The following is a 22,556-nucleotide window of genomic DNA, read 5'->3' on the forward strand; positions in this document are numbered from 1 at the left end:
AACCCATTGAGTATGGCAGCTAAGCTAGCGCGTCAGGCATTCAAAGCGCCAGGCCAAAATGTGCGCTCAGCGCTTTTCTACCGGCGGCGGTCAGTTGCAGCTCACGGCTGTCTAGCTGGCGCTGAACCCATCCGCGCTTTTCAAATGCGGCCAATATGGCAGCGCCCAGAGCGCCACCGAGGTGAGCCTTGCGTTCGCTCCAGTCCAGACAATCGCAGGCAAAGCGCCGCCGGGTCGGGGCTGGGGAGCAATCGATACCCCACTGTGTCAAGGCAGCCTGCCCAGCCTCACTGAGCTGATAGTCGTTATCCCCGATTAGCCAGGCCCGTGCCAGCAACTGATGATGTAATTGGACCGCGATCTCACCTGCCATGTGGTCATAGCAGGTTCGTGCATAACGTAATGAGGCCGGAGTGCTACTTTTGACCGTCGGGCGTTCTACACCGGCCAACGCCATCAGGCTTTCCAGCATGTCGGCCACCGGTTTGCCTGCCAGACGGTAAAAGCGATTGCGGCCCTGTTTGACACAGCCGATCAGATTCTGTTCCTGCAAACGTGCCAGATGACTGCTGGCGGTGGAGGCCGCGACGTCCACCGCTGCGCTCAGTTCCGTTGCGGTATAGGCGCGCCCATCCATCAGCAGGCACAGCATGCGCGCTCGGGTGCGATCGGCGATAGCGGCCGTCAATGCGGCCAGGCGGTCTTCAAGCGTATTGTCATTCATACTTCGAGAATAACCGAAGTATTGCTGCACGTCTAACCCGACAATGGCTACTCTCTATTCTCATCTGAAGGAAATTGCCATGGCGGCCTGCCCCTTTTCAGTTGCATCGCGGCAAGCGGTGCGTGAAGCCTTAACCCATCCTCACCTCGGCGTTCGCCCCAAGGATGAGCCGGTGCCCGCAGCTTTAATTGGGACGCCCGGTCAATCGATTTTCGCTTCTCTGGTACGTATGAATGATGGTGCCGGGCAGCGTGAATTAAAGGGGGCGATCGAGGCGACTCTGGCCACGTTCACAGACGATGACATCCGCCAGACTACGGCTTGCGTGGCTCAACGGTTAGCGGCCGGTTTGACAACGGCAGAGCAACTCACCCGGTTTAACTACGCTTTGCCGATTTGCGTGCTGGCTGACTTATTGGGCGTGGCCCATCAGGATCGATCTGCCTTGGTGGATGAGGTGTTGGACTTTGTGCGCTGTATTGCTCCTGGCGGTAGCGCAGAGCAGATGGCTGCGGGGGCCATTGCCGCCGGAAAATTGCAAACTCGTATGCAGCAGGCCGATGGGCCGCTGTTCTATCAATTGTGCCAATACATTGGCGATCGTGCTCCGGCGATAGCCAATGCCATCGGGCTACTGTTCCAAGCCTGTGAGGGGACCGCCGGATTAATCGGCCAGACGCTGTTACTGACAAGTCAGCGCCATCAACCGGCAGAGGTGTTGATCCAGGCGGTGTTGCAGCAAACTCCGCCGATCCATACTACCCGCAGGTTTGCGCTACAGGCTACGTTGCTTGACGGTCAAACGCTGGCGGTGGGGCAGAGCGTATTGGTGCAGTTGAAAACGCCGCAGGAGAGTTTTGCCTTTGGTCATGGTGCTCATCGTTGCCCAGGAGAACGTTGGGCACGGTTGATCGCCTTGGTGGGGATCGGCCATTTATCCAAACTCAACCTTAAGCCCGAACTGTTAGGCCATTTTCGCTGGCGTGTTTCGCAAAATGCGCGTGTACCTGAATTTTATACTGCCGAGGAGAACGATGATGATCGCGGTGATTTTTGAACTACGGGCTGCCGCTGGGCAGCGGGAAACCTATCTAGAGTTGGCGGCGGAGCTGAAACCGTTGCTGGCAGAAATTGACGGCTTTATCTCTATCGAACGTTTTCAGAGCTTGAGCGAGCCGGACAAGTTGTTATCGCTGTCGTTCTGGCGTGATGAGGCGGCGGTACAGCAGTGGCGCAACCTGGAGCAACACCGTCAGGCCCAGGCGCGTGGCAGGCATGAGGTGTTGGAATATTACCGGCTGCGGGTGGCAGAGGTGGTGCGGGATTATGGGTTAGAACCGCGTGAGCAGGCTCCGGCGGATAGCCTCCGTTTTCATGGTTGAATGATCCAGCGCCGAGGTTCCGGCGCTGGATTGTATTAACTTAATAATTTGATAACTTAATGCTTAAAATGGCTTGGTTGGCAGGTACTTACCATCCAGCGTGATCACCGCGCGTTCACCGCCATCGGGGTCCTGGACCTTTTTGATATCCAGCTTGAAGTTGATCGCGCTGATCACCCCGTCACCAAATTGTTCATGTACCAGCGCCCGCAGGGTTGAGCCGTAGATCTGTACCATCTCGTAGAAACGATAAATAGTCGGGTCGGTCGGCACACCGCCGGGGATACTGCCGCGTACCGGGATGGCTTGCAGCAGGCGCACCGCATCTTCATCCAAACCCAATTTTGCTGCAACCACGCGGGCGGCCTGTTCCGGCAACGGGTGTTGGCCAAGCAGTGCGGCGGTGACGAACGCCAGGCTCAAGCCGGTGCCTTGGTTAATCGCCTCAAAGGTCAGGCCTTGGCGGACTTTGGCATCCATGATGATGTCGGTCAGGTTCTGGCGTGCGCAAGTGTTTTGTAGAGATTGTGTCATGTGAAATCCTCTTGATGATTAATAGGTTAGAAACGTTGCATGGCTGGGCTGGCGGTGACGCTCGGGTTGCTCGCCAGCGGTACGAAACGGCGGGTATTGCCATCTAATGCGTCTATACAGCCGGTGGCGATATCGTAGATCCAGCCATGCAGCCGCAGATTGCCTCGATCAAGCGCTAGCGCGACCGAAGGGTGAGTTTTCAGGTTGGTGAGCTGGGCGATGACATTTTCTCGCACCATCGAATTAATACGATCGTGCTCGCTGGCGTGTTCATTGGCCTGATTGACCGCCTTGGCTGCATCGGCATAACGCAGCCAGTTGGCCACGGTGGGCATGTGATCCAGGCATTTGCAGGTGGCGATGGCGGTCATGGCGCCGCAATCGGAATGGCCGCAAATCACGATATCCTCTACGCCAAGCGCAGCAACGGCATATTCCACCGAGGCTGAAACACCACCGGGCTCTGGCCCGAAAGAAGGGACAATATTGCCCGCGTTGCGGATAACGAACAGGTCGCCTGGTTCGCGTTGGGTGATCAGCTCCGGCACCAATCGGCTGTCGGAACATGAGATAAATAGGGTGCGCGGGTTCTGGCTGGTAGCCAGACGTTTGAACAGCTCTGTACGCTCAACAAAAGCTTCGCGCTGGAACTTCAGAAAACCGTCAATAACCTCTTGCATGGTGACTCCATCAATGTGTGGCTTGCTTTCAATGGAGGCAAGAATGGACTTTTCTAGCTATAGGTTCCAAGACTCATTTATAATCGTCACGATAGGAATAACTAATAGTTGAGGCGTTATGTTACTGCGGCACATACGTTACTTTCTGGCGGTGGCGGAGCAGGGGAACTTTACCCGGGCGGCGGAGGTGCTGCATGTTTCTCAGCCCACCTTGTCACAGCAGATCAAACAGTTGGAAGAGACGTTACAGGTAGAACTGTTTGACCGCTCCGGGCGGAGGGTGCAACTCACCGATGCGGGTCAGGCATGGATGCGCTATGCCCGGTTGGCATTACAGGATCTGGATGCTGGCAAGCGGGCCATTCAGGATGTCGCGACGTTGGAACGCGGCAACCTGCGCTTGGCCATGACGCCGACCTTTACCTCCTACCTGATTGGCCCGTTGGTCGACGGCTTTTACCGGCGCTACCCAGGTATTACGCTGAATATCCGTGAAATGACGCAGGATAAGATGGAGGCGTTATTGTGCGATGACCAATTGGATCTCGGGATTGCCTTCGAGCCGGTTCACTCTGCGGATATAGCCGCGACCAGGCTGTTCACGGAGCGGCTGCAACTGATGGTGGGGAAGGGGCATCAGCTTACCAAGCACCGCGCTGCCTTGAACGTAGCGGAGGTGCAACAGGTGCCATTGGTGCTACTCAACGGTGACTTCGCCACGCGTCACTACGTGGACGAATATTGCCAGCAGCACGCGATCCATCCTCAGGTTGCCATGGAGGCGAATGCGATTAGCGCCATCGTCGAGATTGTGCGCCACGGCCAGCTCGCGACCATTCTGCCGCAGGCCATTGCACGGAGTAATCCGCTGCTGCTGCCGATCAAGCTGTCGGTTCCCATGCCCGAACGCCATGCCGTGGTGTTGCAACGCAAAGAGGGCTACCGCAGTGCAGCTTCACGGGCGTTGATTGCGATGTTGCAAGATCAGGTCAAGGAAATGGGCTAAAAAAGTGACGGGTTTGGTTATCCGTTAATTCGTCCTGATGGGGATATTTAGCTGGCGAATATCTCCACACCCCGAGCGCCGAGCAAATCTTCACCAAAACTTCCCACGATCTCTGTGTTGCGTTATGGCATAATGCGCGCCAAATCACATTCCCAATCAAATTAAGAGCGAGCGCTGTGTTAAGCACTAACAACATCACTATGCAGTTCGGCAGTAAGCCGTTGTTTGAAAACATCTCTGTCAAATTTGGCGGCGGTAACCGCTATGGTCTGATCGGAGCCAACGGCTGCGGTAAATCGACGTTCATGAAAATCCTCGGTGGCGATCTGGCGCCGAGCGGCGGTAACGTGTTCCTGGATCCGAATGAGCGCCTGGGTAAACTGCGCCAGGATCAGTTCGCTTTTGAACAGTTCAGCGTGCTGGACACCGTGATCATGGGCCACACCGAACTGTGGGCGGTGAAGGAAGAGCGCGACCGCATCTACGCCATGGCGGAGATGAGCGAAGAAGACGGCTATAAAGTGGCCGATCTGGAAGTGGCCTATGGCGAGATGGACGGCTACACCGCAGAAGCACGTGCCGGTGAGTTGCTGCTCGGCGTGGGGATCCCGGTAGAACAGCATTATGGCCCGATGAGCGAGATCGCTCCCGGCTTCAAACTGCGTGTCCTGTTGGCTCAGGCCCTGTTCTCCGATCCGGAAATCCTGCTGCTCGACGAACCAACGAACAACCTGGACATCGATACCATTCGCTGGCTGGAGCAGGTGCTGAACGAACGTAACAGCACCATGATCATCATTTCGCACGACCGTCACTTCCTGAACATGGTTTGTACCCACATGGCGGATCTGGACTACGGCGAACTGCGTGTCTATCCAGGCAACTACGACGAATACATGACGGCGGCTACCCAGGCTCGTGAGCGCCTGATGTCTGACAACGCCAAAAAGAAGGCGCAGATTAACGAATTGCAGTCCTTCGTTAGCCGCTTCAGCGCCAACGCCTCAAAATCCAAGCAGGCTACCTCCCGTGCCCGCCAGATCGACAAGATCCAGTTGGAAGAGGTGAAAGCCTCTAGCCGTCAGAACCCGTTCATTCGTTTTGAACAGGATAAGAAACTGTTCCGTAACGCGCTGGAAGTGGAAGCGCTGGCCAAAGGCTTCGACAACGGCCCGCTGTTCAGCAAACTCAACCTGATGGTTGAAGTGGGCGAGAAAGTGGCGATCCTGGGTGCCAACGGTATCGGTAAATCTACCCTGCTGAAAACGCTGGTGGGTGACCTGCAACCGGATAACGGCACCGTGAAATGGTCCGAAAACGCCAAGATCGGTTACTACGCACAGGATCACGAATACGAGTTCGATGAAACCCTGAGCGTGTTCGACTGGATGAGCCAGTGGAAGCAGGAAAAGGACGATGAGCAGGCGGTGCGCAGCATTCTTGGCCGTCTGTTGTTCAGCCAGGACGATATCAAGAAGCGCGTAAAAGTGCTGTCCGGTGGTGAGAAGGGCCGTATGCTGTTCGGTAAGATCATGATGCAGCGCCCGAACATCCTGATCATGGATGAACCAACCAACCACATGGATATGGAATCCATCGAGTCACTGAACATGGCGTTGGAAATGTACGAAGGGACCCTGATCTTCGTTTCCCACGACCGTGAGTTCGTTAGCTCGCTGGCCACACGCGTTCTGGAAATGACCCCGAGCAAGGTGATCGACTTTACCGGCAACTACGAAGACTACCTGCGTAGCCAGGGTATAAACTGATCCCTTCGAGTCGCCCTCATCCCGACCCTCTCCCATAGGGAGAGGGAACAGTCCAGAGCGATAGGTTAGCCCGTACTGCTTCGGAACGTGATGAGTAGAGAAAGATAGGTATTACGCAGAAGAATTAACGAACTCAATCCGTTCCCTCTCCCTTTGGGAGAGGGCTAGGGTGAGGGGCAGCATCTTTACCACACACCTCACACCGCGGATCCTTCGGCAGCTTCATCTCGCGAAACTGCATGCTCATCGCATCAAACATCAACAACTTCCCCACCAAAGGCTGGCCATAGTTAGCCAACAACTTGATGGCTTCCATCGCCTGTAACGTACCGATAGTGCCGACTAAAGGTGCCATCACGCCAGCCTCAACGCAGGTCAGCGCATTTTCCCCAAACAGCCTGCTCAGGCAGCGATAACAGGGCTGTTCCGGCTGATAGGTAAAGACGCTGAGCTGGCCCTCCATGCGGATAGCGGCCCCTGATACCAACGGTTTACGCTGTGCATGGCACAGGCTGTTGAGCATATCGCGGGTCGCTACGTTATCGGTACAGTCCAGTACCACGTCGCAAGCGGCAATCTGCGCCGCCATTTGCTCGTCATCCAGCTGTGTGTCTAGGGTATCAATACGGATATGAGGATTGATGGCGCTCAGCTCAATGCGGGCAGATTCGACCTTCTCCATACCAATGCGGTCATCCCGGTGCAGGATCTGGCGCTGTAGATTGGAGAGGGAAACCGTGTCGAAATCAACCAGCGTCAGATGGCCGACGCCAGCGGCAGCCAAATAAGGCGCCGCCGCACAGCCCAGCCCGCCAAGCCCAACGATCAGCACGTGCGCCGCCAGCAGCTTTTCCTGACCGTCGAAGTCGAAACCCCGCAGTACGATCTGGCGGTTGTAGCGCAGCGCTTGTGCATCGGTTAATTCCGGCAGCATGTTCAGTTCCTCAGCAACGCATTGAAAGGTTCGATCTCTACTGTCTCACCAGCGGCCACCGAGCCACGTTCGCGCTCCAGCACGATAAAGCAGTTACCCTGGCTGAATGAGCTGAACACGTGGGAACCCTGATGGCCGGTGGTGCTCACTTCCAGCTCGCCTTGGGCATTGCTGGTGAAGATACCGCGCTGGAAATCGAGGCGACCCGGCGACTTTTTCAGTGGCGTCAGAGCGCGAGCTTTCAGGCGGGGTGGCAGTTGCCATTCGGTGTGACCGGCCAGCTTGGCCAGCAGCGGTTGCACCAGTTGATAGAAAGTCAAAGCAGCAGAGACCGGGTTGCCAGGTAGGCCACAGAACCAGGCGTGCTGGAGCTTGCCGAAAGCAAAAGGTTTGCCCGGCTTGATGGCCAGCTTCCAGAAGCTGACTTTGCCCAGTTCATCCAGCATCTGCTTGGTGTAATCGGCTTCACCGACGGAAACGCCGCCGCTGCTGATCACCACGTCGGCCTCGCTATCCGCCTGGATAAAGGCCGCGCGTAATGCTTCCTGATTATCACGAATAATCCCCAGATCGATCACCGTGCAGCCGAGCTGTTCCAGCATCAGGCGTACGGCAAAGCGGTTGGTGTCGTAGATCTGCCCGGCTTGCAGTGGTTGGCCGACCGGCTGCAATTCGTCACCGGTAGAGAATACCGCCACCTTCAATTTACGCATCACCTGGACATCGGCCACGCCCAATGAGGCCAGTAATGGCAGTTGTGCTGCCCCCAGGGTGATTCCAGCGGGTAGCACGCTCGCCCCGCGCAGGATATCTTCCCCCGCCAAACGGATATTTTGCCCGGCGTTTACCGGGGCGTTGAAACGCACTCCAGCCTCGGTCACTTCAACCTGCTCTTGCATGATCACCGCATCCGCGCCGGCTGGAATTGGTGCTCCGGTCATGATGCGTACGCAGGTGTTGGCAGGCCAAGTATCCGTAAACGGAGCACCGGCAAAGGCTTTACCCGCTACCGGTAAAGGAGAGTCGCCGTTCAGGTCACTTAGACGTACTGCGTAGCCGTCCATTGCCGAGTTGGCGAAGGGCGGAACATCGATAGGGGAGACCACCGGGGCGGCGGTAATGCGCCCGGCTGCGCTGGTCAAGGCGATAGATTCGCTCTGTTGCAGTGGCGCGATCTGGGAGAGCATTTTCTCCAGTGCCTGCTCAAGAGAAATGAGGTCAGAAGTATGACAGTGATCCATAAACAAAACTCCGTAATCGGCGTGCGCGAATTTTTCGGCAAAGTAGGGCTATTATGGCAGATAACGCCGTGGTGGAGAAACCAGGTTAACGTATTGAAATCAATAACAGGAGACAGTGATGCACCAGCACGTACTGGATTTTTGGTTCGAAGAGATCGACCCAGTCATGTGGTTTAAAAAGGACGATGAGTTCGATCGTGTGCTGCACACCCGCTTTGGCCAACTGTGGCAGGCGGCATCCCAAGGGGAACTGGCGCATTGGCGCGCAACCATCAAAGGCAGACTGGCGGAAATCATCGTGCTCGATCAGTTCAGCCGTAATCTGTTTCGCAACACGCCACGCTCCTTTGCTTGTGACGGAATGGCGCTGGTGCTGGCTCAGGAAGCGATTGCCACTGGATTATGTGAAAACCTGACGGTCGAGCAGCGCGGCTTCCTCTATTTGCCGTTTATGCATTCCGAATCCGCCTTGATCCACCAGCAGGCGTTAGAGCTGTTTCGCCAATTAAATAATGGTGACCAGTTGGAGTTTGAAATACGTCATAAAGCCATAATCGATCGTTTTGGACGTTATCCCCATCGTAACGAGATATTAGGCCGGGAATCTACGCTTGAGGAGCAGGAATTTCTGCAACAACCGGGATCGGGTTTCTAAATATTTTTCATTGGCGTGTAAGCGGGGAATAGCGGAGAGGGGCATGGGATAACGCTTATTAAACATGAACCAAACCGGGCTATTTCCTGCTGCCGCCAATAGGCCGGTTAAATCTGTCAGCGGTAAATGAAAAGCCAGATAACCCACTGTTTTTATAACATTTGGCTCTTTCAATGCACAAAATAGTCTAAGCAGGCTACGCTTAATGCTTGGCGACGACTTTGTGCTTTACATCGATTGCCGGGCTAAATATAGTCGAAAAAGGCTAAATAATAATTCTCTCTCCATTTTCATGCGGTACCTGCTTGAATTGCCGCGGATAGATACAGGTGTCAGGCCAATGAGCAAACCAGTGATTGCCATTCATGGTGGCGCGGGCGCAATTACCCGTGCGGCATTGAGTGCAGAGAAAGAACAAGATTATATCCAGGCGCTTTCCGACATTGTGGCTGCCGGGCAGGCTATTTTGGCCGCAGGCGGCAGTGCACTGGACGCGGTAACGGAGGCAGTCAGGCTGCTGGAAGAGTGCCCGCTGTTCAACGCAGGTAAAGGCTCGGTATTTACCCACCAAGGCACTCATGAGCTGGATGCCTGCGTGATGGATGGCCGTACCCGTGATGCCGGGGCGGTCGCCGGGGTCAGCCGGATACGTAACCCGGTACTTGCCGCGCGTACGGTGCTGGAAAACAGCACTCATGTGCTGTTTGGCGGGGAAGGGGCAGAAAGATTTGCCGCCAATCACGGCCTGGAAATGGTCGATCCCAATTTCTTCTTTACCCAGGAACGTTTTGACCAACTGCACCGTGCTCAGGCAGAGCAGGGCCGGGTGTTGCTCGATCACGACGGTGCGGCGGCGCTCAGCGGTGACCCACTGGATCCCGATCGCAAATTTGGCACTGTGGGGGCGGTAGCGCTGGATGCCTTGGGCAACTTGGCAGCGGCCACCTCAACCGGCGGCATGACCAATAAGGCGGCAGGGCGCATTGGCGATACGCCGATTATTGGCGCCGGTTGCTATGCCAACAACGCCACGGTGGCGGTCTCCAGCACCGGTACCGGCGAAATCTTTATGCGCACCGTCGCGGCCTACGACGTGTCTGCACTGATTGAATATGCCGGTCTAACCCTGCAACAGGCCTGCGATAAAGTGGTGATGGAAAAGCTGTTGGCGCTGGGCGGTAGCGGCGGGCTGATTGCTATCGATCGTTTTGGCAACGTCGCACTGCCGTTTAACAGTGAAGGAATGTATCGCGGTTTCGGCTATGTCGGCGATGCCCCTTCCGTGGGTATCTACCGCTGAATGCTTGCCGGGAGGGCAAATGACCGATACGGCCATCCAGCCACAGGCAGAACGTGGGCTGATTTTACCGCCCGAGCGCGTTTTGGCGGTGAGCGATCTGTGCGTACAATTCCGCCAAGAAGGCGACGTCGTTGAGGCGGTGCGCCATCTGGATTTCGACGTCGATCGTGGCGAAACTCTGGCAATCGTTGGCGAATCTGGCTCAGGCAAGTCGGTCACCTCACTGGCGTTGATGCGTCTGGTCGAGCAGGGCGGCGGTGAGTTGACCAGCGGCGCGATGCATTTTCGCCGGCGTAACGGTCAGGTGCTCGATCTGGCCAAGGCTAAACAGAGCACCTTGCGAACTTTGCGCGGCGCTGATATGGCGATGATTTTTCAAGAACCGATGACCTCGCTCAACCCGGTGTTTCCGGTGGGGGAGCAGATCGCCGAATCTCTGCGTCTGCATCAGGGTATGGATCACCGCAGTGCCAAACGTGAAGCGCTACGTATGCTCGATCTGGTGCGTATTCCCGAGGCCAAAAACGTCCTTGGCCGCTATCCGCATCAACTGTCTGGCGGGATGCGCCAGCGGGTGATGATTGCCATGGCGCTGTCGTGCAAACCGGCGCTGCTGATTGCCGATGAACCTACCACCGCGCTGGACGTCACCATTCAGGCGCAAATCCTGCAGCTGATCCGCGTGTTGCAGCAGGAAATGCACATGGGTGTGATCTTCATTACGCACGATATGGGCGTGGTGGCGGAGATTGCCGATCGGGTACTGGTGATGCACCAAGGCGAAAAGGTGGAACAAGGGGAGGTGCGCTCGTTGTTTGCCGCTCCGCAGCAGCCTTACACTCAAGCTTTGTTGGCCGCCGTACCGCAGCTGGGCGCGATGGCAGATAAAGACTTCCCGGCAAAATTTCCGTTAGCTGGCGTTGACGATAATGACCAGCCGCAAGACACCATACCCGCGGGAGCTACGCCGATCTTGCAGGTAGAAAATCTGGTCACGCGCTTCGATCTGCGCAGCGGCATTCTCAACCGCGTCACGCGCCGTGTGCATGCGGTGGAAAATATCAGCTTTGACCTCTATCCCGGCGAAACGTTGGGGTTGGTCGGCGAATCTGGCTGTGGCAAATCCACCACTGGCCGTTCACTGTTGAAGCTGGTCGATAGCCAACGCGGCACCATTACCTTCAACGGCCAACAGATCAACCGCTTGAAAGGCTCTGCCTTACAGCATTTACGCCGTGATATTCAGTTTATCTTTCAAGACCCTTACGCTTCCCTGGACCCACGGCTCACCGTTGGTTTCTCCATCATGGAGCCTTTGCTGGTGCACAACGTTGCTCGCGGGGCGGAGGCCGAAAAACGGGTAGCCTGGTTATTGGAGCGGGTGGGGCTGAAGCCGGAACATGCGCGGCGTTATCCGCATGAGTTCTCCGGTGGTCAACGCCAACGTATTTGCATTGCCCGTGCGTTGGCACTCAACCCGAAAGTGGTGATTGCCGATGAGGCGGTCTCCGCGTTGGACGTGTCGATCCAGGCGCAAATTGTCAATCTGCTGCTCGATTTACAGCGTGAATTGGGCATCGCATTTCTGTTTATTTCCCACGATATGGCGGTAGTGGAACGAGTCTGCCATCGCGTCGCGGTGATGTATCTGGGCCAGATTGTGGAGATCGGCCCACGTCGTGCGGTGTTTGAAAACCCACAGCACGCCTATACCCGTAAGCTGATGGCCGCCGTGCCGGTGGCCGATCCTACCCATGCGCATAAACGCCAGCCGTTGCTGGTGGATGAAATACCCAGCCCGATCCGTGGGCTGGATGATGAACCCGTTACCGCACCTTTAGTGCAGGTAGGGCCAGGGCACTTTGTGGCCCGCCACCCTATTGCCGGTGCCTTTTAGCCTTGCCTCAGGAGAGTTAAGCACTATGACTAAGCACACATTCAAGCGTAATGTTTTGGCCGCCGTACTGCTGGCCGCCGCTGCTGGCCCGGCTTGGGCTGCCAAGGATGCGGTGATTGCCGTAGCGTCCAACTTCACCACGCTCGACCCGTACGATGCCAACGACACCTTGTCGCAGGCGGTCGCCAAATCCTTCTATCAGGGGCTGTTTGGCTTTGATAAGGATATGAAGCTGGTGAACGTATTGGCAGACAGCTACGATGTCAGCAAAGACGGCTTGACCTACACCATCAAGCTCCAGCCGGGGGTAAAATTCCACGACGGCAGCGCGTTCGATGCCGAAGCGGTCAAGGTTAACCTGGATCGCGCCAGTAACCCGGATAATCGCCTGAAACGCTACAACCTGTTCAAGATGATCGATAAAACCGAAGTGGTCGATCCCACCACGGTCAAGATCGTGCTGAAAGCGCCATTCTCGGCGTTTATCAATAACCTGGCGCACCCGGCGGCGGCGATGATTTCCCCGGTGGCCATCAAGCAGTATGGCAAGGAGATCGGTTTCCATCCGGTGGGGACCGGCCCTTACCAGTTTGAAACCTGGAACCAGACCGACTACGTGAAAGTGAAGAAATTCGACGGCTACTGGAAAGCGGGCCTACCGAAGCTGGACAGCATCACCTGGCGGCCGGTAGTGGATAACAACACCCGTGCGGCGATGCTGCAAACCGGTGAAGCGACCTTTGCTTTCCCAATCCCTTATGAGCAAGCCAAGGTGCTGGAGAAAAACAGCAAGCTGGATCTGGTGGCCGCGCCGTCGATCCTGCAACGCTACATCAGCATGAACGTGACGCAGAAACCGTTCGATAACCCAAAGGTACGCCAGGCACTGAACTATGCGATCAACAAGGACGCGCTGATTAAGGTGGCGTTCTCTGGGTTTGCCGTTCCGGCGGAAGGCCCGGTGCCTCCGGCCATTGATTTTGCTACCCGTTACAACGCTTGGCCATACGATCCAGCCAAGGCGCGTGAACTGCTGAAAGAAGCAGGCTATCCGAACGGGTTTACTACCACGCTGTGGTCTTCCCATAACCACAGCACCGCGCAGAAAGTGTTGCAGTTTGCTCAGCAGCAGCTGGCGCAGGTTGGGGTCAAAGTGACCGTTACCGCGATGGATGCTGGCCAACGTGCGGCGCAGGTGGAGAGCGTGGGCGTGAAGGACACTGGCGTGCGTATGTTCTATACCGGCTGGTCTGCCTCGACCGGCGAAGCTGACTGGGCGCTGACGCCGTTGTTTGCCACCCAATCCGCACCGCCTAAGCAGTTCAACACCGCGTTCTACAGCAATCCACAGGTTGACAAGGATCTGGCTGATGCGTTAGCCACCACCGATCGTGCCCAGAAGCAGGCTTTGTACAAAGATGCACAAGATCGCATTTGGGCCGATGCGCCTTGGATTTTCCTAGTGACGGAGCGCCTGTTGTCAGCCAACAACAAACAGCTGAGCGGTTTCTACGTGATGCCGGATACCTCGTTTAACTTTGATAACGCGGATTTGAAATAAGCCCTCACCCCAACCCTCTCCCACAGGGAGAGGGAGAAGATGGGTATTGTGAGCAGATACAGGCGTTAATTTATGGCACTGTTCCGGTGGTGAGGTTAGCAACGAAACTTAATTAGTAGCATATTCTGTCCCCTCTCCCTGTGGGAGAGAGCGGATGGGTGTTGTGAACATTTACAGGCGTTAATTTATGGCACTGTTCCGGTGGTGAGGTTAGCAACGGAACTTAATCAGTAGCACATTCAGTCCCCTCTCCCTGTGGGAGAGGGTTAGGGTGAGGGGAATGCTTAATTATTTTCTAAAACGCCTGCTGGGTCTGATCCCGACGCTGCTGATCGTGGCCGTGCTGGTGTTCTTGTTTGTCCATATGCTGCCGGGCGATCCGGCGCGATTGGCCGCGGGGCCGGAGGCAGACGAAGCCGTCGTCCAGTTGGTACGTCAGGATCTGGGGCTGGACAAGCCGTTGCCACAGCAGTTTGTGCATTTCTTTGTCAATATTTTGCAGGGTGATTTCGGCACGTCGATGGTGTCCAAACGCCCGGTCAGTGAAGAGATCGCCTCGCGCTTTATGCCAACCTTCTGGCTGACCATCGCCAGCATGGTGTGGGCGGTGATTTTTGGCATGGCGATCGGCATGATTTCCGCCGTGTGGCGCAACCGCTGGCCGGACCGGCTGGGGATGACGCTGGCCGTGTCGGGTATCTCTTTCCCGGCCTTTGCGTTGGGGATGCTGCTGATGCAGGTGTTCTCAGTCAATCTCGGCTGGCTGCCGACGGTGGGAGCGGATACCTGGCAGCATTACATCCTGCCTTCAATCACGCTGGGTGCTGCGGTAGCGGCGGTGATGGCCCGCTTCACCCGCGCCTCGTTCGTTGAGGTGATGCAGGAAGATTACATGCGCACCGCTCGCGCCAAGGGCGTGCCGGAGTCATTGGTGATCGTCAAGCACGGGCTACGCAACGCCATGATCCCGGTGATCACCATGATGGGCCTACAGTTTGGTTTCCTGCTGGGTGGCTCAATCGTGGTCGAGAAGGTGTTTAACTGGCCGGGGTTGGGGCGCTTGCTGGTGGATTCGGTAGAAATGCGCGATTACCCGGTGATCCAGGCCGAAGTGCTGCTGTTCTCGCTGGAATTTATTCTGATCAATCTGTTGGTGGATATGCTGTATGCGGCCATCAACCCTTCGATTCGTTATCAATAGGCAGGCCGTATGATGAAGTATTGGCGGCGTAATGCCGCGCTCAAGGCAATGCCGGTGATTAATCCCAACGCGGTGCGTACGCCTTGGCATGAGTTCTGGCGCCGCTTTCGTCGCCAGCAGGTCGCAATGGTGGCCGGCGTGTTTGTGTTGCTGCTGGTGGCCGCTGCGCTGCTGGCACCGCATCTGGTGCCTTATGATGCGGAAAACTTCTTTGATTACGATCGGCTCAATGAAGGGCCTTCGCTGGTGCACTGGCTCGGGGTAGATTCGTTGGGCCGGGATATTTTCAGCCGTATTCTGATGGGCGCGCGGATCTCTTTGGCTGCGGGGGTGTTCTCGGTGCTGGTTGGCAGCGTGATTGGCACGGTGCTTGGGCTCTTGGCGGGCTATTACGAAGGCTGGTGGGATCGCATCGTTATGCGCATCAGCGACGTGCTGTTTGCCTTCCCCGGCATTCTGCTGGCGATTGGCGTGGTGGCGATCATGGGCAGCGGCATGGCAAACGTGATTGTCGCCGTGGCCATCTTCAGCATTCCGGCGTTTGCTCGCCTGGTGCGTGGCAATACTCTGGTGCTGAAGCATCTGACCTACATTGAATCGGCGCGCAGCATCGGCGCTTCGGACTGGACCATCATTCTGCGGCATATTTTGCCGGGCACCATCTCGTCGATCGTGGTCTATTTCACCATGCGTATCGGTACTTCAATCATTACCGCTGCCAGCCTGTCGTTCTTGGGATTGGGGGCGCAGCCGCCAACGCCCGAATGGGGCGCGATGCTCAATGAAGCGCGGGCGGATATGGTGATAGCCCCGCATGTGGCGATCTTCCCCAGCCTGGCAATCTTTTTCACCGTATTGGCCTTTAACCTGTTAGGCGATGGATTACGTGATGCATTAGATCCGAAACTGAAAGGGTAGCTCCTCTCCTCAAAAAGGAGAGGAGCAACTCAATCAGCGGAACAGATGCTCGGCATGAAAACGCAGATGATCTTCAATAAAGGTAGCGATGGTGAAGTAGCTGTGGTCGTAACCCGGTTGAATGCGCAGGGTTAACGGCCAGTCACGCTGGCGGGCCAACTCCGCCAGCTTGGCCGGTTGCAGCTGATCCGCCAGAAACTGATCCCCATCTCCTTGGTCAATCAACATCGGCAACTGCTCCGCCCCGCTGGCCAGCAAATGGCAACTGTCATAGTGCAGCCACTGCGTTTCATCATCCCCCAGATAGGCCGCAAAGGCTTTACGGCCCCAAGGCACCTGGCAAGGATTGACGATCGGTGCAAAGGCCGATGCCGAACGAAAACGCTGCGGGTTACGCATTGCCATCATTAACGCACCATGGCCGCCCATCGAGTGACCCGCAATGGATTGCCGATCGCTGACGCTGAAATGCTGCTTGATCAGCGCTGGCAGCTCATCGCTGATGTAGTCATACATGCGAAAGTGTTGATCCCAAGGTGCCTGAGTGGCATTGAGGTAGAACCCCGCCCCCTGGCCCAGATCGTAACCTTCGTCATTCGGCACCTCATCGCCGCGTGGGCTGGTATCCGCCATCACCAGCACCAACCCTAATTCTGCGGCAATGCGCTGGGCACCGGCCTTCAACGTGAAGTTTTCATCATTGCAGGTCAGCCCCGACAGCCAATACAGCACCGGCGGCGGGTTATCGTCGCGCGGTGGTGGCAGATAGATACTGAACGTCATGTTGCAATTCAGGCTCTGCGCCGCGTGACGGTAACGTTGTTGCCAACCACCGAACATGCGGTGCTCTTCGAGAAGTTCTAATGACATCGTCATCCTCTGCCTCCTGGCTTATTTATCGAAATGGATCACGGAACGGATCGATTTGCCTTCATGCATCAGATCGAACGCTTCGTTGATCTGCTCCAGCCCCATGGTATGAGTGATAAAGTCGTTCAGTGCGAACTCGCCGTCCAGATAACGCTGCACGATCCCCGGCAGTTGACTGCGGCCTTTCACGCCACCAAAGGCGGAACCGCGCCAGACGCGGCCAGTCACCAGTTGGAACGGACGGGTCGCGATCTCTTCACCGGCACCGGCAACGCCGATAATGACCGACTCACCCCAACCCTTGTGGCAGCACTCCAGTGCAGAACGCATCACGTTGACGTTGCCGATACATTCAAAGGAGAAGTCGACGCCGCCGTCGGTCAGCTCGACGATCACGTCCTGGATAGGTTTATCGTAATCTTTTGGATTGATCAGATCGGTCGCACCCAGCTTGCGAGCCAGCTCGAACTTGCTGGTGTTGAGATCGATACCGATGATGCGGCTGGCACCGGCCATCTGAGCCCCGATAATCGCCGATAGCCCGATGCCGCCCAGGCCGAAAATCGCCACAGTATCGCCAGCCTTGACCTTGGCGGTGTTGATCACCGCACCCATGCCGGTGGTGACGCCACAGCCAAGCAGACAAACTTCTTCCAACGGCGCTTCTTTGCTGATTTTTGCCAGTGAGATTTCTGGTACTACGGTGCGTTCAGCAAAGGTGGAGGTGCCCATGTAATGGAAAATCGGCTTGCCGTCTTTAAAGAAGCGGGTGGTGCCATCTGGCATCAGGCCCTTGCCCTGAGTAGCGCGGATGGCCTGGCACAGGTTGGTTTTGCCGGATTTACAGAATTTGCACTCGCCGCATTCTGGGGTGTACAGCGGGATCACGTGGTCGCCGACGGCCACGCTGGTCACGCCTTCGCCGATCGCTTCGACTATGCCGCCGCCTTCGTGGCCCAGGATCGCCGGGAACACGCCTTCTGGATCTTTGCCTGACAGGGTATAGGCATCGGTATGGCAAACGCCGGTAGCGACGATGCGCACCAGTACTTCACCTTTCTGTGGCGGCATCAGATCGACTTCTTCAATCTTCAGCGGCTGGTTCGGGCCCCAAGCTACGGCAGCACGGGTTTTGATAAATTCCATCATGTTCTCCTCGTTATTACTTGTAGGGGTCGAACATGTTCGACCCGAATTAAGTCATTGATATCTTAATGGGCAGCGCTTGCGGCGCCCCTACTCTGTCAGGAGGATGGATTCTGCATCCATCTCCGTACTTTCAGCCTGTTCTATAATCAGTTGTTTTAACGCGCGGACGTTTGGCCCAAACGCATCACGCCGCCATAACAGCCAGGTGGCAGTTTCGGTAATGTCGGCAGGGAGTAAATGAACTTTGACCCGTTTGTAGCCGGGCAGCAGGTTGAGCACCGAATACGGGATCATCGCCAGCCCGGCACCGCTGGCCACGCAGGCCAGCATGGAGTGATAAGACTGGATCTCCATGATGGTGCCTGGCAATGAACCGTCACGCTTGAACCAGGACTCCAGGCGCAGGCGATAAGAGCAGCTGGCGCGGAAGGCAAACAGGGTTTCCCCTTTGACATCCTGGGCGCTGTGAATGGGCGGATGATCCAGGCAGGTGATCACCACCATCCGCTCGGGGAAAGCGACGCAACCGTTCAGTTCATCATGCTGCAACGGGCCATCTACCAGGGCGGCAGCCAAGGTTCCCGCGCGTACACGCTCGATGATTTCTCCTGAGGTGCCGGTAGCCAGCGAAAGGGAAACCTGCGGAAATCGCTGATGATAAGCTGCCAGCAAGGTAGGTAGCCGGGTGGCGGCGGTGCTTTCCATCGAGCCAAGCGCAAAGTTACCGGCCGGTTCCCCGGCATGGGTGATGCTCATGGCTTCTTCACTCAGCGCCAGAATGCGGTGGGCGTAGCAGAGAAAATTATGGCCCATCGGCGAGAGGCGCAGACGCTGCTTCTCACGGATAAACAGATCGGTGCCCAGTTCCTGCTCGAGCTGACGCAGGCGCGTGGTCAAGTTTGACGGCACGCGGTGCAGTTGCTCGGCGGCACGGGCGACGGAGCCGGTTTCGGCCACGCAGCAGAACATGCGCAGTTGGGTGAGATCCATAGCCTTCTCTTTTCGTGATGAACTTGATGAGTATTATTCAGTTTTTGTGAGTGTAATACTGCGGCATGCTAGCCGCAACTTTCTTTTAACAGGTTGGATACAGCGATGGCGCTAAAAATAGCCTTGAGTGGTTTTATTGCTTTGATCGTGGCGATGGGGATTGGCCGGTTTGCCTTTACCCCGCAGGTGCCGCTGATGATTGCTGAGCACCAGTTCACCCTGACGGGGGCCGGGCTGGTGGCGGCGGTCAACTACCTGGGTTACCTGTGCGGTGCCTATGATGCGATGCGTGCCAGCCGCCATGTGGAGCGCCGCCTGTGGCTTGGCGTATGGGGAGCGGTAGCGCTGACGCTGCTGTCTGCCTTGGTGTCGGGGGAGTGGCTGCACGGTGCAGTGCGCTTTGCGATTGGCTGGGCCAGCGGTTGGTCGATGGTGCTGGTGGCGGCCTGGACTAACGAGCGGTTGGCGCATTATGGCCGTCCCGCGCTAAGTGCTGCGGTCTTTGCCGGGCCTGGGGCCGGGATATTCATCAGCGGCATGCTGGCGGTGGCGATCAACAGCTGGGGCTTGAGCGCTTCACAGGCCTGGTTGGTGTATGGTGCATTGGCGTTGGTGTTAATTGCCGCGATCAGCATTAATTTGCCAAGGGCAGGGGAGCTGCATCGTCCCGATGTGAAGCCTGAGCCGCTGGTACTCACACCGGCATTGAAGCGCCTGGTGTGGAGCTACAGCCTGGCGGGCTTTGGCTATATCCTGCCTGCGACCTTCCTGTCACAGATGGCGGCGGCCCGTTTCCCTGACAGCCTGTTCGCCCAGTTTGTCTGGCCGATTTTTGGCGGTGCGGCGGTGCTGGGGATTATCATCGGGATTGCAACCCGTCATCGGCTCACCACGCAGACCCGCCTGGCAATCACGCTGTGGGTACAGGCACTGGGCGTGCTTTGTGCCGAAGTGGTGCCCGGCGTTACCGGCCTGGCACTCGGGGCCATGCTAACCGGCGGTGGATTCCTCAGCGTGGTCCAACTATCTATCCAGCACGGTAGGGAGTTGGCTCCGAATCACGCACGCTATATGGCCGGGCTGTTGACCACGGGGTATGCCATCGGCCAGTTGGTTGGCCCGATGCTCTCGGCGGTGTCAACGGCGCTGACGCATCGCCTGGAACCCGCGCTATATGTGGCGGTACTAGGGCTGTTGATCGCCGGCGTGCTGGTGATCAATACCCCGGCGCGGGCCACGGCCAGCAAACCAACATTATCTTGAGTAAAATACATACAAAAAATGTGGAATAGCCGCAGCCAGCCTGCTACGGGCTGGATGCGGATTTTTCATACCGGGATGAAACACAATCACTGGATAAACGTCTCACTCTCATCTAGAGTGGGGGAAAATATTGATCGGGTTCACGTTATCTATCCGTCGTCTTTCAAGCTGCAGCTAGCTCCCCCCTGTATTTGTAGGGGCGCTGTATACGGCGCCCTAACCAATCCGGGCGAGTAACCAACAGCAGATAACAACGCTGCAATTTGAAAGACGACGGGTATATTGTTGGGGCCAGCCTGCTGGAGATACATCGCCATGACATCGTTAAGTAATGAAGCTGTACTGGTGCACGCGGCGCTTGAAGCGCGCGGCCTGGAAACCCCGCTATGTGGGGAAGTGTTGGATCGCGAGACGCGCAAGCGCCGTATCAAAGAGCACATGACTGAAATCATGCAGCTGTTGAACCTTGATCTGTCCGACGACAGCCTGGCAGAAACGCCGCACCGTATTGCGAAAATGTATGTCGATGAGATCTTCTCCGGCCTGGATTACGCCAACTTCCCGAAGATCACCGTCATCGAAAACAAGATGAAAGTGGACGAAATGGTGACGGTGCGTGATATTACCTTGACCAGCACCTGCGAACATCACTTCGTCACCATCGATGGTAAAGCCACCGTGGCGTATATTCCTAAAGACTCGGTGATTGGCCTGTCGAAAATCAACCGCATCGTGCAGTTCTTTGCCCGCCGCCCACAGGTACAGGAGCGGCTGACTCAGCAGATCCTGGTGGCGTTGCAAACGCTGCTAGGCACCAACAACGTGGCGGTCTCGATCGATGCGGTGCATTACTGCGTCAAAGCTCGCGGTATTCGTGACGCTACCAGTGCTACCACCACTACGTCGCTGGGCGGGCTGTTCAAGTCCAGCCAGAATACGCGCCAGGAGTTCCTGCGCGCGGTGCGTCACCATCACGGTTGATAGCTGCCCCTCACCCCAACCCTCTCCCATAGGGAGAGGGAGCTGATAGTCCCTGCTCTTTTGGAACCAAAAGGGTCATATCAGCAAATGAATACGAGGCTGCTGCTTAATGGGGTTTCTACTTTTACTAGACTAGAATACAAACTCAATCAACCTCCTCATCGAAAGTGAATCACTATAATTTCAAGCACACTCGATCGGTCCCCTCTCCCTGTGGGAGAGGGTTAGGGTGAGGGGGCTTGTTACTGATTGAAATACAGCGGAATAACATGAACGCTAACGAAACTCCCCGGCTACCACGCATTGCTACGCTGGACTGCGTACGCGGTATCGCCATCCTTGGCATTCTACTGCTGAATATCAGTGCATTTGGCCTGCCGAAAGCCGCCTACCTCAACCCCGCCTATCTGGGGATGCCCTCCACACGCGATGTCTGGACCTGGGCGCTGTTGGATCTGTTCGCTCAGGTCAAGTTCCTGGCCATGTTCGCTCTGCTGTTTGGTGCCGGTCTGCAACTGCTGCTACGGCGGGGCAAAGTCTGGATCCGCGCTCGGTTATCCTGGTTGCTACTGATAGGCCTTGGGCACGCTATTTTCTTATGGGATGGGGACATCCTGCTGGCCTACGGGCTGATCGGCCTGGTGTGCTGGCGGATGATCCGTGACGCACAGAATACCTTCACTCTGTTGAAAACCGGTGCGGTGCTGTATCTGATCGGTGTGGCGGTGTTGCTGCTGCTAGGGTTTATCTCTCATGGTGAACCGGGCAGTTTCTGGCAGCCGAGCGTGGCCGAATTGCAGTATGAGACGTTCTGGAAGCTGCAAGGTGGGCCGGAAGCCTGGCGCAGCCGCCTGGATCTGCTCTCTTCCAGCCTGATAGCCATCGGTGCGCAGTATGGCTGGCAACTGGCCGGGCTGATGCTGTTTGGTGCAGGCATGATGCGCAGCGGTTGGCTGCGTAACAGCTATTCACCTGCTTACTACCGCCGCCAGGCCGCCTGGCTGATACCGCTTTCATTGCTGATCCAGTTACCCGGTGTGCTGCTGCAGTGGCAGCTGAATTGGGAGTATCGCTGGAGTGGCTTTCTGCTGCAGGTGCCGCGTGAGTTGGGCTCGCCGTTGCAGGCCATTGGCTACCTGGCTCTGGTCTACAGTTTCTGGCCAACGCTTTCCCGCCTGCGTATCAGCCACTGGTTAACCCAGGTCGGGCGGATGGCGCTAAGTAATTACCTGCTACAAACCCTGATTTGCAGCACGCTGTTCTTTCGTTTTGGCCTCTATCAACAACTCGACCGTTTGCAGCTATTGGCGGTCGTCCCCCTGGTGTGGCTGGTTAACCTGCTTTTTTCCACGCTGTGGCTGCGTTACTTCGCACAGGGCCCGATGGAATGGCTATGGCGCAAGCTGACTTCCCTTGCAGCGGGCGAAAGTCTCCGTCAGCCGACAAAATGAGATCTGGCGCAGGTAGGTTAAAAAATTGTATGTAAACGTTTTCTTTCCTG

21 protein-coding genes are annotated in these 22,556 nt (G+C 56.5%); 13 read left to right on the plus strand and 8 right to left on the minus strand.

All coding sequences use genetic code 11. From position 1 onward, the window contains the following. Window positions 1-40 precede the first annotated feature (40 nt). On the minus strand, window positions 41-724 hold the full coding sequence (locus tag A6U95_RS28030; RefSeq protein ID WP_024531250.1) for a metalloregulator ArsR/SmtB family transcription factor: 684 nt from the start codon (window positions 722-724) through the stop codon (window positions 41-43). Between the two features lie 79 nt (window positions 725-803). On the opposite strand from A6U95_RS28030, the gene A6U95_RS28035 reads away from it, so the two are divergent. Both A6U95_RS28035 and A6U95_RS28040 read left to right on the plus strand, forming a co-directional pair. After that, a complete protein-coding gene (locus A6U95_RS28035; RefSeq protein WP_065686884.1) occupies window positions 804-1,781 on the plus strand; it encodes a hypothetical protein in 978 nt (325 codons plus the stop codon). Next, window positions 1,762-2,106 carry an antibiotic biosynthesis monooxygenase gene (locus tag A6U95_RS28040; RefSeq protein WP_024531252.1) on the plus strand — a complete coding sequence of 115 codons (345 nt, stop codon included), beginning with the start codon at window positions 1,762-1,764 and terminating at the stop codon, window positions 2,104-2,106. The genes A6U95_RS28035 and A6U95_RS28040 overlap by 20 nt, the downstream gene beginning before the upstream one ends. A gap of 63 nt (window positions 2,107-2,169) precedes the next feature. On the opposite strand, the gene cynS is transcribed toward A6U95_RS28040, so the two are convergent. After that, window positions 2,170-2,640 (minus strand): cyanase, encoded by a 471-nt coding sequence (gene cynS, locus A6U95_RS28045; protein WP_024531253.1) that lies wholly within the window; start codon window positions 2,638-2,640, stop codon window positions 2,170-2,172. 26 nt (window positions 2,641-2,666) lie between these two features. Continuing rightward, window positions 2,667-3,320: a carbonic anhydrase gene (locus A6U95_RS28050; protein ID WP_021180560.1), complete on the minus strand. Its 654-nt coding sequence runs from the start codon at window positions 3,318-3,320 to the stop codon at window positions 2,667-2,669. A gap of 118 nt (window positions 3,321-3,438) precedes the next feature. Here A6U95_RS28050 and cynR point away from each other — a divergent pair, with 118 nt between their 5' ends. Next, window positions 3,439-4,326: a transcriptional regulator CynR gene (gene cynR, locus A6U95_RS28055; protein WP_024531254.1), complete on the plus strand. Its 888-nt coding sequence runs from the start codon at window positions 3,439-3,441 to the stop codon at window positions 4,324-4,326. 176 nt (window positions 4,327-4,502) lie between these two features. Next, entirely contained in the window at window positions 4,503-6,095 is a 1,593-nt protein-coding gene (locus tag A6U95_RS28060; RefSeq protein WP_074423417.1) for an ABC-F family ATPase, read from the plus strand. Window positions 6,096-6,228: 133 nt separating this feature from the next. Here the strand turns inward: A6U95_RS28060 and moeB are convergent, their stop codons facing one another. Continuing rightward, on the minus strand, window positions 6,229-7,029 hold the full coding sequence (gene moeB / locus A6U95_RS28065; RefSeq protein WP_065686886.1) for a molybdopterin-synthase adenylyltransferase MoeB: 801 nt from the start codon (window positions 7,027-7,029) through the stop codon (window positions 6,229-6,231). 2 nt (window positions 7,030-7,031) lie between these two features. Next, window positions 7,032-8,270 carry a molybdopterin molybdotransferase MoeA gene (gene moeA, locus A6U95_RS28070; protein ID WP_065686887.1) on the minus strand — a complete coding sequence of 413 codons (1,239 nt, stop codon included), beginning with the start codon at window positions 8,268-8,270 and terminating at the stop codon, window positions 7,032-7,034. 118 nt (window positions 8,271-8,388) lie between these two features. Between moeA and A6U95_RS28075 the strand changes: the two genes are divergently transcribed. From A6U95_RS28075 to gsiD, 6 genes are all read left to right on the plus strand, one after another. Next, complete coding sequence (locus A6U95_RS28075; RefSeq protein ID WP_065686888.1) at window positions 8,389-8,925, plus strand: DUF924 family protein; 537 nt, start codon at window positions 8,389-8,391, stop codon at window positions 8,923-8,925. 340 nt (window positions 8,926-9,265) lie between these two features. Continuing rightward, window positions 9,266-10,225 carry an isoaspartyl peptidase/L-asparaginase gene (locus tag A6U95_RS28080; protein ID WP_065686889.1) on the plus strand — a complete coding sequence of 320 codons (960 nt, stop codon included), beginning with the start codon at window positions 9,266-9,268 and terminating at the stop codon, window positions 10,223-10,225. Window positions 10,226-10,244: 19 nt separating this feature from the next. Continuing rightward, a complete protein-coding gene (locus A6U95_RS28085) occupies window positions 10,245-12,122 on the plus strand; it encodes a dipeptide ABC transporter ATP-binding protein (RefSeq protein ID WP_065686890.1) in 1,878 nt (625 codons plus the stop codon). 25 nt (window positions 12,123-12,147) lie between these two features. Further along, entirely contained in the window at window positions 12,148-13,683 is a 1,536-nt protein-coding gene (gsiB, locus tag A6U95_RS28090; protein WP_065686891.1) for a glutathione ABC transporter substrate-binding protein GsiB, read from the plus strand. Between the two features lie 280 nt (window positions 13,684-13,963). Continuing rightward, window positions 13,964-14,884: a glutathione ABC transporter permease GsiC gene (gene gsiC, locus A6U95_RS28095; RefSeq protein WP_065686892.1), complete on the plus strand. Its 921-nt coding sequence runs from the start codon at window positions 13,964-13,966 to the stop codon at window positions 14,882-14,884. Window positions 14,885-14,896: 12 nt separating this feature from the next. Then, entirely contained in the window at window positions 14,897-15,802 is a 906-nt protein-coding gene (gene gsiD, locus A6U95_RS28100; protein WP_025119541.1) for a glutathione ABC transporter permease GsiD, read from the plus strand. A 33-nt stretch (window positions 15,803-15,835) separates the two neighbouring features. Here the strand turns inward: gsiD and fghA are convergent, their stop codons facing one another. From fghA to A6U95_RS28115, 3 genes are all read right to left on the minus strand, one after another. Further along, window positions 15,836-16,678 carry an S-formylglutathione hydrolase gene (gene fghA / locus A6U95_RS28105; protein WP_065686893.1) on the minus strand — a complete coding sequence of 281 codons (843 nt, stop codon included), beginning with the start codon at window positions 16,676-16,678 and terminating at the stop codon, window positions 15,836-15,838. A gap of 15 nt (window positions 16,679-16,693) precedes the next feature. Continuing rightward, complete coding sequence (locus tag A6U95_RS28110; RefSeq protein ID WP_024485753.1) at window positions 16,694-17,818, minus strand: S-(hydroxymethyl)glutathione dehydrogenase/class III alcohol dehydrogenase; 1,125 nt, start codon at window positions 17,816-17,818, stop codon at window positions 16,694-16,696. Window positions 17,819-17,908: 90 nt separating this feature from the next. Continuing rightward, on the minus strand, window positions 17,909-18,811 hold the full coding sequence (locus tag A6U95_RS28115) for a LysR family transcriptional regulator (protein ID WP_065686894.1): 903 nt from the start codon (window positions 18,809-18,811) through the stop codon (window positions 17,909-17,911). A 105-nt stretch (window positions 18,812-18,916) separates the two neighbouring features. On the opposite strand from A6U95_RS28115, the gene A6U95_RS28120 reads away from it, so the two are divergent. From A6U95_RS28120 to yeiB, 3 genes are all read left to right on the plus strand, one after another. Then, a complete protein-coding gene (locus tag A6U95_RS28120; RefSeq protein ID WP_065686895.1) occupies window positions 18,917-20,074 on the plus strand; it encodes a YbfB/YjiJ family MFS transporter in 1,158 nt (385 codons plus the stop codon). 315 nt (window positions 20,075-20,389) lie between these two features. Next, window positions 20,390-21,055, plus strand: a complete 666-nt coding sequence (gene folE, locus A6U95_RS28125; RefSeq protein ID WP_065686896.1) for a GTP cyclohydrolase I FolE — start codon at window positions 20,390-20,392, stop codon at window positions 21,053-21,055. 269 nt (window positions 21,056-21,324) lie between these two features. Next, on the plus strand, window positions 21,325-22,506 hold the full coding sequence (gene yeiB, locus A6U95_RS28130; protein ID WP_065686897.1) for a DUF418 domain-containing protein YeiB: 1,182 nt from the start codon (window positions 21,325-21,327) through the stop codon (window positions 22,504-22,506). Window positions 22,507-22,556: the final 50 nt, after the last annotated feature.

This window comes from Serratia sp. 14-2641 (genome assembly GCF_001692375.1).
GTDB lineage: Bacteria > Pseudomonadota > Gammaproteobacteria > Enterobacterales > Enterobacteriaceae > Chania > Chania fonticola_C.

What these genes read in the sequence shown, in the direction of transcription:
- cynR (WP_024531254.1), top strand. Translation starts at nt 3,439, where the DNA reads ATGTTACTGCGGCACATACGTTACTTTCTGGCGGTGGCGGAGCAGGGG.
- A6U95_RS28030 (WP_024531250.1), bottom strand. Translation starts at nt 724, where the DNA reads ATGAATGACAATACGCTTGAAGACCGCCTGGCCGCATTGACGGCCGCT.
- moeA (WP_065686887.1), bottom strand. Translation starts at nt 8,270, where the DNA reads ATGGATCACTGTCATACTTCTGACCTCATTTCTCTTGAGCAGGCACTG.
- folE (WP_065686896.1), top strand. Translation starts at nt 20,390, where the DNA reads ATGACATCGTTAAGTAATGAAGCTGTACTGGTGCACGCGGCGCTTGAA.
- A6U95_RS28075 (WP_065686888.1), top strand. Translation starts at nt 8,389, where the DNA reads ATGCACCAGCACGTACTGGATTTTTGGTTCGAAGAGATCGACCCAGTC.
- moeB (WP_065686886.1), bottom strand. Translation starts at nt 7,029, where the DNA reads ATGCTGCCGGAATTAACCGATGCACAAGCGCTGCGCTACAACCGCCAG.
- A6U95_RS28080 (WP_065686889.1), top strand. Translation starts at nt 9,266, where the DNA reads ATGAGCAAACCAGTGATTGCCATTCATGGTGGCGCGGGCGCAATTACC.
- cynS (WP_024531253.1), bottom strand. Translation starts at nt 2,640, where the DNA reads ATGACACAATCTCTACAAAACACTTGCGCACGCCAGAACCTGACCGAC.
- A6U95_RS28085 (WP_065686890.1), top strand. Translation starts at nt 10,245, where the DNA reads ATGACCGATACGGCCATCCAGCCACAGGCAGAACGTGGGCTGATTTTA.
- gsiB (WP_065686891.1), top strand. Translation starts at nt 12,148, where the DNA reads ATGACTAAGCACACATTCAAGCGTAATGTTTTGGCCGCCGTACTGCTG.
- A6U95_RS28115 (WP_065686894.1), bottom strand. Translation starts at nt 18,811, where the DNA reads ATGGATCTCACCCAACTGCGCATGTTCTGCTGCGTGGCCGAAACCGGC.
- A6U95_RS28050 (WP_021180560.1), bottom strand. Translation starts at nt 3,320, where the DNA reads ATGCAAGAGGTTATTGACGGTTTTCTGAAGTTCCAGCGCGAAGCTTTT.
- fghA (WP_065686893.1), bottom strand. Translation starts at nt 16,678, where the DNA reads ATGACGATGTCATTAGAACTTCTCGAAGAGCACCGCATGTTCGGTGGT.
- A6U95_RS28035 (WP_065686884.1), top strand. Translation starts at nt 804, where the DNA reads ATGGCGGCCTGCCCCTTTTCAGTTGCATCGCGGCAAGCGGTGCGTGAA.
- A6U95_RS28120 (WP_065686895.1), top strand. Translation starts at nt 18,917, where the DNA reads ATGGCGCTAAAAATAGCCTTGAGTGGTTTTATTGCTTTGATCGTGGCG.
- gsiD (WP_025119541.1), top strand. Translation starts at nt 14,897, where the DNA reads ATGAAGTATTGGCGGCGTAATGCCGCGCTCAAGGCAATGCCGGTGATT.
- gsiC (WP_065686892.1), top strand. Translation starts at nt 13,964, where the DNA reads ATGCTTAATTATTTTCTAAAACGCCTGCTGGGTCTGATCCCGACGCTG.
- A6U95_RS28110 (WP_024485753.1), bottom strand. Translation starts at nt 17,818, where the DNA reads ATGGAATTTATCAAAACCCGTGCTGCCGTAGCTTGGGGCCCGAACCAG.
- A6U95_RS28040 (WP_024531252.1), top strand. Translation starts at nt 1,762, where the DNA reads ATGATCGCGGTGATTTTTGAACTACGGGCTGCCGCTGGGCAGCGGGAA.
- yeiB (WP_065686897.1), top strand. Translation starts at nt 21,325, where the DNA reads ATGAACGCTAACGAAACTCCCCGGCTACCACGCATTGCTACGCTGGAC.